General features: G+C 58.4%; 15 protein-coding genes and 2 pseudogenes. 11 read left to right on the top strand and 6 right to left on the bottom strand.

The genetic code is table 11. From position 1 onward, the window contains the following. Positions 1-1,708, bottom strand: a pseudogene (locus EYC95_RS11545) (ShlB/FhaC/HecB family hemolysin secretion/activation protein). A 287-nt stretch (positions 1,709-1,995) separates the two neighbouring features. Between EYC95_RS11545 and EYC95_RS11540 the strand changes: the two are divergent. The 3 genes from EYC95_RS11540 (at position 1,996) to EYC95_RS11530 (ending at position 3,727) form a co-directional block, all read left to right on the top strand. Then, a complete protein-coding gene (locus EYC95_RS11540) occupies positions 1,996-2,271 on the top strand; it encodes a hypothetical protein (RefSeq protein ID WP_131060460.1) in 276 nt (91 codons plus the stop codon). 259 nt (positions 2,272-2,530) lie between these two features. Next, complete coding sequence (locus EYC95_RS11535) at positions 2,531-3,115, top strand: papain-like cysteine protease family protein (RefSeq protein WP_131060459.1); 585 nt, start codon at positions 2,531-2,533, stop codon at positions 3,113-3,115. 12 nt (positions 3,116-3,127) lie between these two features. Beyond that, entirely contained in the window at positions 3,128-3,727 is a 600-nt protein-coding gene (locus EYC95_RS11530) for a hypothetical protein (RefSeq protein WP_131060458.1), read from the top strand. A 63-nt stretch (positions 3,728-3,790) separates the two neighbouring features. On the opposite strand, the gene EYC95_RS11525 is transcribed toward EYC95_RS11530, so the two are convergent. Continuing rightward, a complete protein-coding gene (locus EYC95_RS11525; RefSeq protein WP_131060457.1) occupies positions 3,791-5,137 on the bottom strand; it encodes a DEAD/DEAH box helicase in 1,347 nt (448 codons plus the stop codon). Positions 5,138-5,329: 192 nt separating this feature from the next. Here EYC95_RS11525 and EYC95_RS11520 point away from each other — a divergent pair, with 192 nt between their 5' ends. Continuing rightward, complete coding sequence (locus EYC95_RS11520) at positions 5,330-6,628, top strand: mechanosensitive ion channel family protein (RefSeq protein WP_131060456.1); 1,299 nt, start codon at positions 5,330-5,332, stop codon at positions 6,626-6,628. 101 nt (positions 6,629-6,729) lie between these two features. Here EYC95_RS11520 and EYC95_RS11515 read toward each other — a convergent pair whose 3' ends face one another. Further along, positions 6,730-7,599: a carboxylate/amino acid/amine transporter gene (locus tag EYC95_RS11515; protein ID WP_131060455.1), complete on the bottom strand. Its 870-nt coding sequence runs from the start codon at positions 7,597-7,599 to the stop codon at positions 6,730-6,732. On the opposite strand from EYC95_RS11515, the gene EYC95_RS11510 reads away from it, so the two are divergent. Then, positions 7,598-7,813 carry a hypothetical protein gene (locus EYC95_RS11510; RefSeq protein WP_131060454.1) on the top strand — a complete coding sequence of 72 codons (216 nt, stop codon included), beginning with the start codon at positions 7,598-7,600 and terminating at the stop codon, positions 7,811-7,813. The genes EYC95_RS11515 and EYC95_RS11510 overlap by 2 nt on opposite strands. 124 nt (positions 7,814-7,937) lie before the next feature. On the opposite strand, the gene EYC95_RS11505 is transcribed toward EYC95_RS11510, so the two are convergent. After that, the gene (locus EYC95_RS11505) at positions 7,938-8,537 is read right to left on the bottom strand and encodes an FMN-dependent NADH-azoreductase (protein WP_131060453.1); all 600 of its coding nucleotides are present in this window, start codon (positions 8,535-8,537) and stop codon (positions 7,938-7,940) included. Between the two features lie 234 nt (positions 8,538-8,771). After that, positions 8,772-9,086: a 3-phosphoglycerate kinase gene (locus EYC95_RS11500; protein WP_131060452.1), complete on the bottom strand. Its 315-nt coding sequence runs from the start codon at positions 9,084-9,086 to the stop codon at positions 8,772-8,774. Between the two features lie 49 nt (positions 9,087-9,135). Between EYC95_RS11500 and EYC95_RS11495 the strand changes: the two genes are divergently transcribed. The 6 genes and pseudogenes from EYC95_RS11495 to EYC95_RS11470 all read left to right on the top strand — a co-directional run bounded on the left by EYC95_RS11495 (position 9,136) and on the right by EYC95_RS11470 (position 14,975). After that, positions 9,136-10,059 carry a LysR family transcriptional regulator gene (locus tag EYC95_RS11495; RefSeq protein WP_131060451.1) on the top strand — a complete coding sequence of 308 codons (924 nt, stop codon included), beginning with the start codon at positions 9,136-9,138 and terminating at the stop codon, positions 10,057-10,059. A 14-nt stretch (positions 10,060-10,073) separates the two neighbouring features. After that, positions 10,074-10,879 (top strand): annotated as a pseudogene (locus EYC95_RS11490) (alpha/beta fold hydrolase). Between the two features lie 3 nt (positions 10,880-10,882). Continuing rightward, positions 10,883-11,443, top strand: a complete 561-nt coding sequence (locus EYC95_RS11485; RefSeq protein WP_131060449.1) for a peptidylprolyl isomerase — start codon at positions 10,883-10,885, stop codon at positions 11,441-11,443. Between the two features lie 85 nt (positions 11,444-11,528). Beyond that, the gene (locus EYC95_RS11480) at positions 11,529-13,361 is read left to right on the top strand and encodes an ABC transporter ATP-binding protein (protein WP_131060448.1); all 1,833 of its coding nucleotides are present in this window, start codon (positions 11,529-11,531) and stop codon (positions 13,359-13,361) included. A 297-nt stretch (positions 13,362-13,658) separates the two neighbouring features. After that, a complete protein-coding gene (gene aqpZ, locus EYC95_RS11475) occupies positions 13,659-14,354 on the top strand; it encodes an aquaporin Z (protein ID WP_131060447.1) in 696 nt (231 codons plus the stop codon). Positions 14,355-14,573: 219 nt separating this feature from the next. Then, on the top strand, positions 14,574-14,975 hold the full coding sequence (locus EYC95_RS11470) for a hypothetical protein (protein WP_131060446.1): 402 nt from the start codon (positions 14,574-14,576) through the stop codon (positions 14,973-14,975). Between the two features lie 87 nt (positions 14,976-15,062). Here EYC95_RS11470 and EYC95_RS11465 read toward each other — a convergent pair whose 3' ends face one another. After that, complete coding sequence (locus EYC95_RS11465; RefSeq protein WP_131060445.1) at positions 15,063-16,187, bottom strand: GNAT family N-acetyltransferase; 1,125 nt, start codon at positions 16,185-16,187, stop codon at positions 15,063-15,065. Between the last annotated feature and the right edge of the window lie 139 nt (positions 16,188-16,326).

The raw sequence follows: 16,326 nt of genomic DNA, 5'->3' as shown, positions 1-16,326 counted from the left end.
TTAGAGGAAGAGATCCATGCGGAAATAGATCGGCGCTTCGCGCTCGGTCAGGGTGTCCGGGCGTTCAAGGGAATGAGCAAAGGTCACGCTGGCGGCCAGGTGCCGACCACGAGCAAACACCTCCACCGAGTTGCTGGACATGCGTCCGTGCTGATCGCCGTTGTAGCGATCGCCACGGATCACGCCCTGGTCGTAACCAAGGCTGGTGCCGTATTCGGCGAACACCGGGCGCAGCCATTCCAGCGTCACCGGACGGCTCCAGCGCAGGTCGTTGCGCCAGTAACCGCCGCTGTCGCCGGACAAGGATTGATCTTTGTAACCACGGATCGACGACTGCCCGCCGAGGCTGGTGCGCTGCGGGCTGAACAGCACGTCTTCACTGCGCTGCCCGGTCATCAGGCTGCTGAAACTGAACGACTCGCCCCACACCTTGAACGGTTGCAGGTAGCTCGCGGTGGCGGTGTATTTGCGGTAGCGCGCATCCGGCTCGCCGGGCCCCGGGTGACCGTTGCCCTGCGCATCGAACGCGCCGATCCCTTGCTGCATGCCCAGGTCAATGTTGACGAAGGCACTGCCGACCCGCCGGCCGTGGTTGATGCCGAACTGCGCTTCGCTGATGCGGTTGCTACTCAGCTTGAGCTTGCTGTCCTCGATGAAGTTGTTGGTGCGCAGGTACGACAGGCCGGTGCTGAGGGAAGTCTTGCTCACGGCGTCGCGATGGATCACCCGCTCGGCGCGCAATTGATGGTTTTCGCTGTCCCCGGTCTGCTTGAAGTTGAAGCCGTTGGCTTGCGCCTGCGAGCGGTACTCACTCTGGATGTAGGTGTAAGTGAAGTTCCACCAGCCCCACGGCAGGTTGTAATTAAGCAGCGCGTTGTTGGAGGTGTGCTGGTGATCGGTCATCGCATCGTGACCACCGCGCAGATTCAACTGATCCGCCAGACCCAGCGGGCTGTCCCAATCAAACGTGGTGCCCCACTGCTGCTCGCCGGTGCTGCGCTGACCGTCATTGCTGCGGGACAACCCGGCACGCCAGGGCTTTTGCGGCGTGTTCTTGACCAGCACTTCGCTGCCCCCAACGTTTTTTGCCCGGCGCCAACTCCATCTGCGCCTGATTCGATGGCAAACGGTTGAGCTGATCGACCAGTTGCTCGATCTCCCGCAGGTTGACCAGCTCGCCGGTCTTGCCGGGAAAAGCCATGCCCAACTCGCGGTCCGACAGCTTGCTGCCCTCCGCTCCCTTCAAGCCTTCGAGCTTGCCCTCGACCACCAGCACCTTCAGATGCCCGCCGGACAAATCCTGCTGCGGCAAGTAGGCCCGACTGGTGACCAAGCCTTTTTCGATGTAGTGATCGGTGATGACTTTCAGCAGTTCATTGAGCTGCGTGACGCCCAGGCATTGGCCGATGTACGGCTTGAGCAGACGGTTTTTCTCACTCTCGGAGAGACTGTCGGCGCCGTTGAGTTCGATGTTTTTGATCGGGAAGCAACGGGTGTCAGCGGGCGCAGTCGGTGCCGCGGGTTTGACTTCCTTGCCGGGTAATTCCTTGAGCTCTTCGAGACGCCGACGTTGCTCTTCGAGCAAGCGATCCTGGCGTTCACGGATAAGGTCGGTTTCCCCTGGAGTGGGGGCACCATAAGCAGGATTAAGCGGAGAAAGGCACAGCAAAGCCAGGCACAACCTCGCCGCGAGGGCGGGTGGGTACATGTTCGATCCCTCGAAATGGAGACTGATAGCACAATAGTGGCGCGATGCTAGAGAGCCATCATTCTGACGTCAAATAAAGGATCCACTCGAATAGACTAGGCGACGAACGGTCACGGCAAGATTAGCTGCTTTCTGCAAGCGCGCAGGACGTTTCCCGAGGCATTCAACAAAAGCGACCACGACTGACAGGGCATTTCCGAAAGACGATGTGTCCTACAGAAAGCTGAACTTTCGGCAAGGCAGAGCCTCCACCGTTTAACCGCCCAACACGGAACTCGAGGCTTTCCATGAAAACGCTAATGACGCTCACCCTCGTCGCCACATTTGCCTGCGCCCTTCCCGCCTGGGCCTGCACCCCCGAAGAAGCCACGGCCAAGCGCGAACAACTGGCCAAGGAAGTGACCAGGCTCACGGAACAGAATCCGAAGAAGGCCAAAGAGATCAACGACGAGTTGCAGAAGATGGATCTGGGCACTGCCAGCGCGGATTTGCCGGACAAATGCCAGTTGATTGATCAGCGGTTGAAAGAGCTGAAGACGGCGGATAAAAAGGCCGAGAGCTGAGCCAGAGATTGCAGCCTTCGGTAATTACTACGCAAAAATGACGGTCCCTCCGGCGCTGCCAAAAGCGCCGATCTTTCGATCTGGAATTTGCATTAGTGCATTTAATTATTTGCACAAACGCATAGGCGTGCCTAAGGTTACCTCGAGCCCGGATCGGAGCCGGCCATCCAGCATGGCAAAACGCACACACCGATCGCTCAGCAACATCGCTACAGACCCACTAGCTGGACGCTAGTTTTCACTCATGGAGGATTGAAAAATGTTAACCACTGAAGCAACGCAATTCACCGGCGAAACCCTGCCAAGGTGCCTGACCGGTCATCTGCTCAACCCGCAACTGTCCGATGTCAAATCAGCTGCACCACTCAGTGCACAGGCCGCTGCCAGCCTCAACTTCACGATGCAGAAACAAACCCAGACCAACTGGTGTTGGGCAGCCGTTTCCGCCTCGGTCGGCAACTATTACGGCACCGGGTCCTGGACCCAATGCGGCGTTGCCACCGCTGCGCTGGACCGCAACTGCTGTAATCAACCCGGGCCGTGCAACGTGTATGGCTATCTGGATACAGCCCTGACGATTACCCGAAGTTTCAACGGCATGAACCAGGGTTCGCTGCAGATGACGGCCATCCAGAACCAGATCAACATGGGCCGACCGATTGGTTTGCGCTGTGCCTGGTACGGCGGTGGTGCGCACTTCCTGACGATCTATGGCACCAACGGTAGTTACGTGCTGGTTGCGGATTCCATCTACGGCTATTCGACCCGCGCGTTGAACTCGTTCCCCGGTTCCTACAACGGCGGCGGCAACTGGACCAACACTTACTTCACCGTAAAAAACTAGGAGGGCGACATCATGCAACTGACTTATCCAAAGGCGCCTTCCAACGGCGTGCAGACATTGCGTCCGGCGCTTCAAGCCGCCCTGCAAACCCAAGGCTTCGGCATCAATCGCCAGTTTGCCAACGCCACGCCCGGCAAGATCAGCCTCAGTGAGGCTTACCGTGGCTACTCGCTCAGCCTGGAGGACGTGAGCCAGGGCAAAGGCCTGAAAGACGCCAAGGTGGGCGATTGGCATTACCTGGTGTTCTCCGATGGCGTGACGATTGCCGATGCGCAACTGGCCGATGTTCGCGGTCATGTCGAGTTCGCTTCGCTGAACCACGGGGCCATGGCGGCCGCTACGGTCGGTGCGTTGAAACTGGCGGAACAGTCGCCGCAACTGCAGGGTAAAACCGTTGAACTGCGGGTGCTGTTTGTTTCGGCATTGCACCTAGTGGTGATCTGGCTGCATGCAGATACGGAAGACGTGCTGATCCCGATTGAGCCGACACCCAAGGAACTGGCGGTCACTCAGTTGTACAGTGAGGCCGCGCTGCTCGCGTTACTCAAACCGGCGGCTGATCAGGCCAAACAACGCTTTGATGCGGACACCCGTGGGCTGTTGGGAAGCTGACAAACGCTGGACCTAAAAAAACCCGGACACTGTCCGGGTTTTTTATTGGATCGCTACGGCGCTTTATTCAGCAGCCGGCGCTTCCGGCTTCCGGCGCTTGAGCGGCGCCATGCCGTCCTTGCTGACCAGCGACAGAGCGTCGGTCTTCGGGCGGTTGGCGATTTTGCGTTTGGTCGGGGCCTTGGCGCCGGTTTTCTTCTTGTCGCCTTTGGCGTCGACCTTTTTCTTCTTCACGCCAACGGCTTTGCCCGAGGCCTTGACCTTTTTCGGTCCGCCGTAGGTGCCTTTGACTTCCTTGATGGTGCGGCGCTCGAAGCTCTGCTTCAGGTAGCGCTCGACGCTCGACATCAGGTTCCAGTCGCCGTGGCAGATCAGCGAGATGGCCAGGCCATCGTTGCCGGCGCGGCCGGTGCGACCGATGCGGTGAACGTATTCGTCGCCGCTGCGCGGCATGTCGAAGTTGATCACTAGGTCCAGGCCTTCCACGTCGAGGCCGCGAGCGGCAACGTCGGTGGCGACAAGGATTTTCACGCCGCCCTGCTTCAGGCGATCAATGGCCAGCTTGCGATCTTTCTGGTCTTTGTCACCGTGCAGCACGAACGCTTTGTATTCCTGCGCCACCAGGCGGCCATAGATACGGTCGGCCATGGCCCGGGTGTTGGTGAACACGATAGCCTTCTGATAGGTCTCGTTGGCCAGCAGCCAGTTCACGATCTGTTCTTTGTGCTGGTTGTGGTCAGCGGTGATGATCTGCTGACGGGTGGTCGCGTTCAGATCGCTGACGTTGTTCAGCTGCAAGTGCTCTGGATTGTTCAGGACCTTGGCGACCATCTCGCGCAAGCCCGAACCACCGGTGGTGGCCGAGAACAGCATGGTCTGCTGGCGGTTGGTGCACTCTTCCACCAGACGCTGGACGTCTTCGGCAAAGCCCATGTCGAGCATGCGGTCGGCTTCGTCGAGGACCAGGACTTCGACTTCTTTCAAGTCGAGGTTGCCGGCGTTCAGTTGCTCGATCATCCGGCCCGGCGTACCGATCAGGATGTCCGGCACCTTGCGCAGCATGGCGGCCTGAACCTTGAAGTCTTCACCGCCGGTGATCAGGCCGGACTTGATGAACGTGAATTGCGCGAAGCGCTCGACTTCCTTGATGGTCTGCTGGGCCAGTTCGCGGGTCGGCAGCAGGATCAGGGTCTTGATGCTGACGCGGACTTTAGCCGGGCCGATCAGACGGTTGAGGATCGGCAAAACGAATGCAGCGGTTTTGCCGCTACCGGTTTGCGCAGTCACCCGCAGGTCACGCCCTTGGAGCGCCAGCGGAATAGCCGCTGCTTGCACAGGCGTTGGCTCGACAAATTTAAGCTCGGCCACGGCTTTGAGCAGGCGTTCGTTCAGGGCGAATTGGGAAAACACGGGTGTTACCTCGAAGAAATACAAAAAAACAGCTGCATAGGGTAACGGTTTCGAGCGCCGAGGCCGAGTGTCTTTATGCAAACGACCGCAAACAGTGGCTTTTTTGTTGCCTGATTTGTCTTCAAACGTCATGCAAAGCGTCTTAAATGCTCTAATCGCCCCGTCGCGTCCTACAGAAGAACCGTTTTACCCATGGATATCAAACAGCTCTGGCTCAACGTCCAAGACCTCTGGGGTGCCCTCGATCAGCACCCGCTCCTGCATTCCGGCCTGGCGCTGATCCTGCTACTGGGGGTGGCGCTGGTCCTCGGACGAGTGGCGCGCTATCTCATTATTCACGCGACCAAAATGCTCGGTCGCCAACCGGCCCTGCACTGGGTCAACGACTTTCGGCACAACAAGGTCTTTCATCGCCTGGCGCAAATGACACCGTCGCTGGTGATCCAGTTCGGCCTGTACCTGGTGCCGGATCTGAGCAAGACCAGCCTGATTTTCCTCGGCAACGTCGCACTGGCGTTCACCATCCTGTTCCTGGTGCTGTCGGTCAGCGCCTTGCTCAGCGCCCTGCTGGACATCTACGCACGCACCGAACATGCCCGCACCCGGTCGATCAAAGGCTACGTGCAGCTAGCGAAAATGGTCTTGTATGTGTTTGGCGCGATCATCATCGTCGCGACGTTGATCGACCGCTCGCCGCTGTTACTGCTGTCGGGTCTGGGCGCCATGTCGGCGGTGATTCTGTTGGTTTACAAGGACACCCTGCTGTCGTTCGTCGCCAGTGTGCAGCTGACCAGCAACGACATGCTGCGGGTCGGCGACTGGATCGAGATGCCGCAAGTCGGTGCCGACGGTGACGTGGTCGACATCACGCTGCACACGGTCAAGGTGCAGAACTTCGACAAGACCATCGTTTCGATTCCGACCTGGCGCCTGATGTCCGAGTCGTTCAAGAACTGGCGCGGCATGCAACAGTCCGGTGGACGACGGATCAAGCGCAGCCTGTTCATCGACGCCAGCGGCGTGCGGTTCATCCGCGATGACGAAGAGCAGAAACTGTCCCAGGTGCATCTGCTGACTGACTACATCAGCCGCAAGCAGGCTGAACTCAAGGCCTGGAACGAGGCTCAGGGCAACGTCGCGGCGATGTCGGCCAACCGGCGGCGGATGACCAACATCGGGACGTTCCGGGCCTATGCGTTGGCGTATTTGAAGAGTCACCCGGAGGTCCAGCCGAACATGACCTGCATGGTCCGCCAGATGCAAACCACTGCACAGGGCATTCCGCTGGAAATCTACTGCTTCACCCGCACCACCGCGTGGGCGGATTACGAGCGGATTCAGGGGGATATTTTCGATTACCTGCTGGCGGTGTTGCCGGAGTTTGGCTTGAGCCTGTATCAGCAGCCGAGTGGCGGTGATTTAAGGGCCGGGCTATTGCCGGCAATGTTGGGCGCGAGCCACATTCCCGAACCCGAAAAACACATGATGTAACACCCCGAACCCCTTGTAGGAGCGAGGCTTGCCCGCGAAGGCGGTGTGTCAGATGGCATCAATACTGACTGATACACCGCCTTCGCGGGCAAGCCTCGCTCCTACGAAGAGCGGATTGCGGTGGGCCTGATACCCATCCGACTGATCCACACCGCCATCAGAATCACCGATCCACCAAAGAGCAACCGCCCCAGCTCTTCATGCTGATTCCAGATCAGCAGATTGATCAGCAACCCCACCGGCACATGCAGGTTGTTCATCACCGCCAGCGTGCCGCCATCTACCAGGCAAGCGCCCTTGTTCCACCAGTACAACCCGAGCGCAGTCGAGACCAGGCCGAGGAACACCAGCACGCCCCACTGCAACGGCGCCTCCGGCAGGAAATTCTGTTTGCCAAACAGCAGGAACGCCGGCAATGCCACCGCCAGCGCGCCCAGGTAGAAGTAACCGAAACGCCGGTAGTGCGGCAGATCGCTCGGATGGCGCGCCACCAGATGTTTATAAAGCACCTGCCCGGCGGCGTAGGTGAAGTTGGCCAGTTGCAGCAGCAGGAAGCCCATGAAGAAATCCGGGTTGATCCGGTCGTAACGAATCACCGCCGCACCGAGCACCGCCACCAATGCAGCCACCAGCGCCCACGGATTGAAGCGCCGATTCAGGGCATCTTCGATCAGGGTCACGTGCAGCGGTGTGAGGATGGTAAACAGCAACACTTCCGGCACCGTCAGCACCCGGAAGCTCAGATACAGGCAGACGTAGGTCACGCCGAACTGCAACGCACCGATCAGCAGCATGCCGCGCATGAACGCCGGTTCAACCGAACGCCAGCGCGTCAACGGAATGAACACCAGCCCCGCAAACAACACGCGCACCAGCACCGCAAAGTAACTGTCGACATGACCGGCCAGGTATTCGCCGATCAGACTGAAGGAAAACGCCTGAATCAGCGTGACAAAAAGTAGATAGCCCATGCTCGCCTCGTTTCGAATGGCGGCGACGATAGCGGGTTTTGCTGGCGATCGCGAGAACACACAGATCCCTGTAGGAGCGAAGCTTGCTCGCGAAGACGGCGTGTCAGCCGCTATTTATGTTGAATATGGCACCGTCTTCGCGAGCAAGCTTCGCTCCTACAGGTTCATGTTGCGGCCACCAAATCCCAAGCAAAAAAAAGCCCGATCTCGCTAAAGCGTTCAATCGGGCGACAGCACTCAGGAGCAACAAGTGCAAAGGGAGGTTCGATGCGCGTAAAGCCTTGAAGGGGTTGCGCCAGGCCACTTGAACATCAAGGGATTATCTGGCGATTAAAGCCTCAAGCCACTTGGGAAAGCTTGGCGCTGGCCTGGTTCAGGCCTTTCTCCTGGAAGTCACCGCCCAGGTTCATGCCCTCGGCGTGAATGAAGGTCACGTCGTGAATCCCGATGAAACCCATCACCTGACGCAGGTACGGTTCCTGGTGATCGGCTGTGCTGCCGGCGTAGATCCCGCCGCGAGCGGTCAGCACGTAGGCACGCTTGCCGCTGAGCAAACCTTGCGGGCCGGTGTCGGTGTACTTGAAGGTCACACCGGCACGCAGCACATGGTCGAGCCAGGCTTTAAGGGTGCTCGGGATGGCGAAGTTGTACATCGGCGCGGCCATGACCAGGACATCGGCAGCCAGCAGTTCGTCGGTCAACTGGTTGGAGCGTTCCAGGGAAATCTGTTCGATGTCGTTGCGCTGCTCGGCAGGTTTCATCCAGCCACCCAACAGATTGATGTCCAGGTGCGGCACCGGGTTGACGGCAAGGTCACGCACGGTGATCTGGTCGTTCGGGTGCGCGGCTTTCCACTGGCTGATGAACGTCTGGGTCAACTGGCGGGAAACCGAATCTTGCTGACGGGCGCTGCTTTCGATGATCAGAACACGTGACATGGGATGTAGGCTCCATCTGAGAATGCTGTAAGGCGATGGAGTGAAGGTTAAACAGAGTCATATCGATGAAAAAGCGCAAATAACTGCTATAACCCATCAATAAATTCGTTTATAAGCGGAGCATACTTACACTGTAGGAGCGAGGCTTGCCCGCGAAGGGGCCGTGTCATTCAACATCGATGTGGACTGACACGCCGCCTTCGCGGGCAAGTCTCGCTCCTACAGGGTTTCATGTCATTTGGGGGTGCAGGTCAGGTTGATTCGCATCTTGATAATGGTCCGGGTGAATTTGGCGGTGGCATTTTTGTGTTTGCCGGCGGCCACTTCGATAGAGCGGGTGCGCGGTGCTTCCGGACCATTGTTGAAAACAACCTTACAGATCGCATCGGTGTCGCCGTAGTTGTTGACCTGAATGGAGGCGATGTCGTTATCCGTATCGTAGGCGTTGTAGTCGATCTTCATGCCGTTAAGGTTTTTCTCCACATCGATCGGATAAGCAAACGCGGTCAGCGGCAGCATCGCCAACAGCACACAACAGAATTTTCTCATTCAGCAGTCTCCAATAAGGACTGCCAGCTTAGGACAAGAGGAGCTATTCATGAAAGCGCCGCGCGTGACCCTTGATCAATGGCGAACCTTACAAGCCGTGGTCGACCACGGTGGTTTCGCCCAGGCCGCCGAAGCGCTGCACCGCTCGCAATCGTCGGTGAGCTACACCGTGGCGCGTATGCAGGACCAACTCGGCGTGCCGCTGTTGCGCATCGATGGCCGCAAAGCGGTGCTGACCGAAGCCGGCGGCGTGTTGTTGCGTCGCTCGCGGCAACTGGTGAAACAGGCCAGCCAGCTCGAAGACCTGGCCCACCACATGGAGCAAGGCTGGGAAGCGGAAGTGCGGCTGGTGGTCGATGCCGCTTACCCGAGCGCCCGCCTCGTCCGCGCGTTGACCGCGTTCATGCCGCAGAGCCGTGGCTGCCGGGTGCGTCTGCGCGAAGAAGTGCTGTCGGGTGTGGAGGAAGTCCTGCTTGAAGGCGTGGCCGACCTGGCGATCACCGGTTTCAGTATTCCGGGCTACCTGGGTGCGGAGTTGAGTGACGTCGAATTCGTCGCTGTCGCTCACCCCGAACACCCACTGCATCGTCTCAACCGCGAACTGAACTTCCAGGATCTGGAAACTCAGATGCAAGTGGTGATCCGCGACTCCGGTCGCCAGCAACCACGGGACGTCGGCTGGCTCGGCGCCGAACAGCGCTGGACCGTCGGCAGCCTGGCCACCGCGGCGACGTTTGTCAGCAGCGGCCTGGGTTTCGCCTGGCTGCCCCGGCACATGATTGAACGCGAACTCAGGGAAGGCACGCTCAAGCTGCTACCGTTGGACCAGGGTGGCAGCCGCAACCCGAGCTTCTATCTGTATTCGAACAAGGACAAACCCCTGGGCCCGGCGACGCAAATCCTGATCGAACTGCTGCGCACCTTCGACACGGCGCCGCTGGATGCGCCGTTCGCCGCCCCTGAACAAGCCTGATACGGAGTATCTGCATGGCCTATTTCGAACATGAAGGTTGCAACCTGCACTATGAGGAATACGGTCACGGCACGCCGTTGCTGCTGGTCCACGGGCTGGGTTCCAGCACCCTGGACTGGGAAAAGCAGATCCCGGCGCTGTCAGCCCATTACCGGGTGATCGTCCCGGACGTGCGCGGTCACGGTCGCTCCGACAAACCCCGGGAGCGTTACAGCATCGCCGGATTCAGTGCCGACCTGGTCGCCCTGATGGAACACCTTAACCTCGGTCCCACGCATTACGTGGGCCTGTCCATGGGCGGCATGATCGGTTTTCAGCTGGCCGTGGATCAGCCGCGAATGCTCAAAAGCCTGTGCATCGTCAACAGCGCGCCCGAGGTCAAACTGCGCAGCCGCGACGATTATTGGCAGTGGTTCAAGCGCTGGAGCCTGATGCGTGCCCTCAGTCTGGGCACCATCGGCAAGGCTCTGGGCGCGAAGCTGTTCCCCAAACCCGAACAAGCCGATTTGCGCCAAAAGATGGCTGAGCGCTGGGCAAAAAACGACAAACATGCTTATCTCGCCAGCTTCGATGCGATCGTTGGCTGGGGCGTTCAGGAACGACTTTCGAAGGTCGCCTGTCCAACCCTCATCGTCAGCGCCGACCGCGATTACACGCCGGTATCGCTGAAGGAAACCTACGTAAAACTGCTGCCCGATGCGCGGCTGGTGGTGATCGCCGATTCGCGCCACGCCACCCCGCTGGATCAACCCGAACGCTTCAACCAAACCCTGCTCGAGTTTCTCACCGCAGTCGACACCACCTCACTCAGGATCACTGACCCATGCTGAAAAAAATCGCCCTCGTCGCCGGCTCCGTTCTGTTTGCCGCCAACCTGATGGCCGCAACGCCCGTCGCCAAGGCGCCGCACGTATTGCTGGAAACCACCAACGGTCAGATCGAAATCGAACTGGACCCGGTCAAGGCGCCAATCAGTACCAAGAACTTCGTTGATTACGTCAACAGCGGCTTCTACAACAACACGATTTTCCACCGTGTGATTCCTGGTTTCATGGTCCAGGGCGGTGGTTTCACTCAACAAATGCAGCAAAAAGAAACCAAGGCTCCGATCAAGAACGAATCCAAGAACGGTTTGCATAACGTCCGTGGCACGCTGTCCATGGCCCGGACCTCCAACCCGGATTCGGCCACCAGCCAGTTTTTCGTCAACGTCAAAGACAACGACTTCCTCGACAGCGGTGATGGCTATGCCGTGTTCGGTAAAGTCGTCAAAGGCATGGACGTGGTGGACATCATCGTCAACACGCCAACCACCACTCGCGGCGGCATGAAAGACGTGCCGGCCGACCCTGTGTTCATCAAGTCAGCCAAAGTTATCGACTAATCTGCACAGGAGTGCTTGAGCGGCTGCCGGTATCCGGCGCCGCTCATATCGTTTAAAGGAGAGCCCGCGCGCGGGCGGAGAACTGATGCTTTATCGCCGTTTTGAGAAACTGATCGACATATTCCGTGACGCTCCGACGGCGGCTCCGCCGGATCGGGTTCTCCCCTTCTATACCTATTACTTGAAGCAGGTCTGGCCGAGTTTCGCCGCCCTGCTGATTGTCGGCCTGTTCGCCTCATTGATCGAAGTCGCGCTGTTCAACTACCTGAGCCGCATCATCGACCTGGCCCAAGGCACGCCGAACCCGGATTTCTTCCAGGATCACGCGCTTGAACTGACCTGGATGGTGGTGGTGACCCTGATTCTGCGGCCGATATTCTTCGGACTGCACGACCTGCTGGTGCACCAGACGCTGACCCCGGGCATGACCAGCCTGATTCTCTGGCAGAACCACCGCTACGTACTCAAACAGAGTCTGAATTTCTTTCAGAACGACTTCGCCGGGCGCATTGCCCAACGCATCATGCAGACCGGCAACGCTCTGCGCGATTCCGCCGTCCAGGCAGTGGACGCCCTATGGCATGTGCTGATCTACGCCATCAGCGCGCTGGTGCTGTTTGCCGAAGCCGACTGGCGCCTGATGATCCCGCTGACGACCTGGATCGCCGGGTTCATCGGCGCGCTTTATTACTTCGTGCCTCGGGTCAAGGACCGCTCGGTGCAATCCTCCGATGCACGCTCCAAACTCATGGGACGGATCGTCGACGGCTACACCAACATCACCACCTTGAAGCTGTTCGCCCACACCAACCATGAACAGCGATACGCCAAGGAAGCCATCAAGGAGCAAACCGAAAAAGCCCAACTGGCCGGGCGCGTGGTCACCAGCATGGACGTGGCGATCACCAGCATGAACGGCCTGCTGATCGTCACCACCACCGGCCTGGCCCTGTGGCTGTGGACGCAGTCGCTGATCTCGGTGGGCGCGATTGCCCTGGCGACAGGCCTGGTGATTCGTATCGTCAACATGTCCGGCTGGATCATGTGGGTGGTCACCGGCATCTTCGAAAACATCGGCATGGTCCAGGACGGTTTGCGGACCATCGCCCAACCGGTCAGCATCACCGACCGCGATCAGGCCAAACCGCTGACCGTACCCCGTGGCGAAGTGCGTTTCGAGCACGTGGATTTTCACTACGGCAAGAAGAGCGGGATCATTGGCGACCTCAACCTGACGATCAAGCCCGGTGAGAAAATCGGCTTGATCGGACCATCAGGCGCGGGTAAATCGACCTTGGTCAACTTGCTGCTGCGCCTCTATGACGTGCAGGGCGGGCGAATCCTCATCGATGGGCAGAACATCGCTGAAGTCGGCCAGGAAAGCCTGCGCGAGCGCATCGGCATGATCACCCAGGACACCTCGTTGCTGCACCGTTCGATCCGCGACAATTTGCTGTACGGCAGGCCCGATGCCACCGACGCCGAGCTGTGGGAAGCAGTGCACAAGGCCCGCGCCGATGAGTTCATTCCGTTGCTGTCGGACGCCGAAGGCCGCACCGGTTTCGATGCGCATGTGGGTGAACGCGGGGTGAAACTCTCCGGCGGCCAGCGTCAGCGGATTGCGATTGCCCGGGTGCTGCTCAAGGACGCGCCGATCTTGATCATGGACGAGGCGACCTCGGCCCTGGATTCGGAAGTCGAGGCCGCGATCCAGGAAAGTCTTGAAACCCTGATGCAGGGCAAAACCGTGATCGCCATCGCCCACCGACTCTCGACCATCGCCCGGATGGATCGGCTGGTGGTCCTGGAAAAAGGCAAGATCGCCGAAACCGGTACCCACGCCGAACTGTTGGCGCATGGCGGGTTGTATGCGCGGCTGTGGCAGCACCAGACGGGTGGGTTTGTCGGTATCGATTGATATCGCGAGACCACCTCCCCTGTGGGAGCGGGCTTGCTCGCGAAGAGGGAGTGTCAGTCACAATCAATGTTGCCTGACCCACCGCCTTCGCGAGCAAGCCCGCTCCCACAGGGAATATCTACACCCTGATAAACCGCCATAACCCTCTAACACAGGCCCTGGCGGTTTTTTGTGGCCGCTGGAAATCCGCAAAAACCCTGCTGTACTCAGCCAAGGTTCTGGAGATGAGCCTGTCGTAAGCCTGCAGGATGCATCACGCGATACAGTCTCGATAGGACGCCTATCAAGGACGCTCTCATGTCTCTGTTCAAACGTTCAGTCACTGAGTTGTTAGGTACGTTCTGGCTGGTATTGGGAGGTTGCGGCAGTGCGGTGCTCGCCGCGTCTTCTCCCCTTGGGATCGGGGTGCTGGGTGTGGCCATCGCGTTTGGTCTTTCCGTGTTGACCATGGCGTTCGCCATTGGCCATATTTCCGGTTGTCACCTCAACCCTGCCGTCTCCGTCGGCCTGTGCGTTGGCGGTCGGTTTCCCTCCCGGGAGCTGCCCGCGTACATCATCGCCCAGGTGATTGGCGGCATTATCGCCGCTGCGCTGATCTACTACATCGCCAGCGGCAAGGAAGGCTTCGATCTCTCCGCCGGACTGGCCTCGAACGGCTACGGCGAACACTCCCCCGGCAAGTACTCAATGGCCGCTGGCTTTGTCTGTGAACTGGTGATGACCGCGATGTTCGTGTTGATCATCCTCGGCGCCACCGACAAACGAGCGCCTGCCGGGCTTGCACCGATTGCAATTGGCCTGGCCTTGACGCTGATTCACTTGATCTCGATTCCCGTCACCAACACTTCAGTCAACCCGGCTCGCAGCACCGGCCCGGCGTTGATAGTCGGTGGCTGGGCCATCGCGCAGTTGTGGATGTTCTGGGTGGCACCGCTGCTTGGCGCGGTGATAGGCGGCATAACGTATCAATGGTTAGGCAAGGAACAAGGTTAACGCGTCAGGTGACGTGAGGATCTGACTGGCCGAAAGTGCAAATAAAATCCTCATGTTCGTTCATATTCTTCACGTGTCTTCAACTACTGATGCAACCCCAGAACAAACAGATACAAACCCCTTCTTACACCTCTGCAAAAACCAAGATACTCTTCCTGCGCAACTGCTTAATCCCTTTTAAATACAAATTGTCAGTAAAACCATTAGCAAAGGATTGCTATGAAGAACTTCAAATCAGCACTTCTTATCCCCCTGAGTCTTGGGCTTTTTCAGGGAAATGTTTATGCAATGGATATCAAGGATCACATTAGAATCGAGAAAGCGAAAATTGAATTTGAATTCAATTGTACGGTGAGCGGAACGATCGACGAAAACGAGTCGATTTACCCGGCCAATACCCCGGAAGCAGCTAAGGTCCTTGCCATTGCGAAATCCGTAAAAAGCGACGTGCAATGCGTAAAACCCAAGTATCAATACAGTTGTTTCCTCCCCGAAAACAGGAACATTCCGCTTTCCGGTTCGATCACCTACTCTTACTGGTCGAACAGCCCGACCCTCAGTGAGTTTAAAAAGTCTGAAACCGGGAAGAAACTTCGCGGCTGTCAGGCGCCATGGTGGTAACTGCGCCGCACCTATAATACAACTCGACACTTGATTACCAACAATAAGGCCCTTCATTGAAAGGCCTTATTGTTTATAACGTTGTCGTCAAACCTGACGATAAGGTAGTGCCGCAAAGGCTTGTTCGGCGTAAGCCAGCACGCCAACCCTTTCCTGCTCCAGAAAATCCTTTACCGCCGCTTTCAATCCCGCGTGAAGCAGGTAATGCCAGGAGTGCGTGATCACCGGTTCGAATCCGCGAATCAACTTGTGTTCACCTTGGGCGCCGGCATCAAAACGCTGGAAGCCGTTGGCTATCGCGTAGTCCATGCCCTGGTAGAAGCAGGTCTCGAAATGCAGACGGTCGAACTCCGCCAGGCAGCCCCAGTAACGCCCATAAAAACTGTCACCGCCCACCAGGCTGAAGGCCATGGCTACGGGGCGTGAACCTTGTTTGGCCAGCACCACGCGAATGGATTCGGGCATGCGCTCGGCCAGCAGACTGAAAAATTCCCGCGTCAGATAGGGCCTTTGCCGACGCACCGCGTAGGTATTGGCGTAACAGGCATAGACGAAATCCCACTGCGCCTGATCCAGTTGCCGGCCTTCCAGCCACTCGAAATCAATACCCTGCCCCGCCACTTGCTCGCGCTCTTTGCGCATCTGCTTGCGTTTGCGCGAACTGAGGACGTCAAGGAAGTCCTGAAAATCCCGATAACCGCGATTCTGCCAATGGTACTGACAGCCGATTCGCTGCAACCAGCCAGGTTGTTCGGCTAATGCTGCGTCGGTGAAAGAGTCCGTGAAATTGATGTGAGCGCTGGAAAGCTCTTCGATCTCAAGGTAGCCCGGCAAGCTCTTCAGTAATTCAAAGCCGTCTTCGACCGTGGCCGCCAGCAATCGCGGCCCGCTGACCGGGCTGAACGGCACGGCGGTCAACAGCTTGGGGTAATAGTCGACGCCGGCACGCTCGCAGGCATCGGCCCAGGCGTGATCGAACACGTACTCGCCGTAGGAATGCCACTTGCGGTAACTGGGCATCGCAGCGATCAGCCGCCCCCCTTCGATATTCAACAAATGCTCGGGTTGCCAGCCGGAATGAGGACCGAGACTGCCGCTGTCTTCCAGCGCGCTGAGGAAGGCATGGCGCAGAAACGGCTGATTATCCGGCACCAGGGCATCCCACGTGTGCGGACCAATATCGGACAGGCTTTCCAGACGTTGCAGCGGCATCGACACCCTCTCTACTTCTTCGCGTAACAGCCTGGCGAGTATCGCCTATCGCCCGCTATTGCACATCCGTCAAAAACCGCCGACAGAGCTCCGGATCGAAAGTTCAGACAGTCTTTGTATCGTCATCGAGACGCCATCA

Source organism: Pseudomonas sp. BGI-2 (genome assembly GCF_004310295.1).
GTDB lineage: Bacteria > Pseudomonadota > Gammaproteobacteria > Pseudomonadales > Pseudomonadaceae > Aquipseudomonas.
Note: the sequence above shows the minus strand (reverse complement) of the source record. Positions and strands in the feature narration are given on the sequence as shown.

Excerpts from the sequence above, each read along its gene's own strand:
- EYC95_RS11485 (WP_131060449.1), top strand. The coding sequence starts at position 10,883 with ATGCTGAAAAAAATCGCCCTCGTCGCCGGCTCCGTTCTGTTTGCCGCC.
- EYC95_RS11540 (WP_131060460.1), top strand. The coding sequence starts at position 1,996 with ATGAAAACGCTAATGACGCTCACCCTCGTCGCCACATTTGCCTGCGCC.
- EYC95_RS11510 (WP_131060454.1), top strand. The coding sequence starts at position 7,598 with ATGCTCGCCTCGTTTCGAATGGCGGCGACGATAGCGGGTTTTGCTGGC.
- EYC95_RS11500 (WP_131060452.1), bottom strand. The coding sequence starts at position 9,086 with ATGAGAAAATTCTGTTGTGTGCTGTTGGCGATGCTGCCGCTGACCGCG.
- EYC95_RS11480 (WP_131060448.1), top strand. The coding sequence starts at position 11,529 with ATGCTTTATCGCCGTTTTGAGAAACTGATCGACATATTCCGTGACGCT.
- aqpZ (WP_131060447.1), top strand. The coding sequence starts at position 13,659 with ATGTCTCTGTTCAAACGTTCAGTCACTGAGTTGTTAGGTACGTTCTGG.
- EYC95_RS11495 (WP_131060451.1), top strand. The coding sequence starts at position 9,136 with ATGAAAGCGCCGCGCGTGACCCTTGATCAATGGCGAACCTTACAAGCC.
- EYC95_RS11515 (WP_131060455.1), bottom strand. The coding sequence starts at position 7,599 with ATGGGCTATCTACTTTTTGTCACGCTGATTCAGGCGTTTTCCTTCAGT.
- EYC95_RS11535 (WP_131060459.1), top strand. The coding sequence starts at position 2,531 with ATGTTAACCACTGAAGCAACGCAATTCACCGGCGAAACCCTGCCAAGG.
- EYC95_RS11465 (WP_131060445.1), bottom strand. The coding sequence starts at position 16,187 with ATGCCGCTGCAACGTCTGGAAAGCCTGTCCGATATTGGTCCGCACACG.
- EYC95_RS11470 (WP_131060446.1), top strand. The coding sequence starts at position 14,574 with ATGAAGAACTTCAAATCAGCACTTCTTATCCCCCTGAGTCTTGGGCTT.
- EYC95_RS11505 (WP_131060453.1), bottom strand. The coding sequence starts at position 8,537 with ATGTCACGTGTTCTGATCATCGAAAGCAGCGCCCGTCAGCAAGATTCG.
- EYC95_RS11530 (WP_131060458.1), top strand. The coding sequence starts at position 3,128 with ATGCAACTGACTTATCCAAAGGCGCCTTCCAACGGCGTGCAGACATTG.
- EYC95_RS11520 (WP_131060456.1), top strand. The coding sequence starts at position 5,330 with ATGGATATCAAACAGCTCTGGCTCAACGTCCAAGACCTCTGGGGTGCC.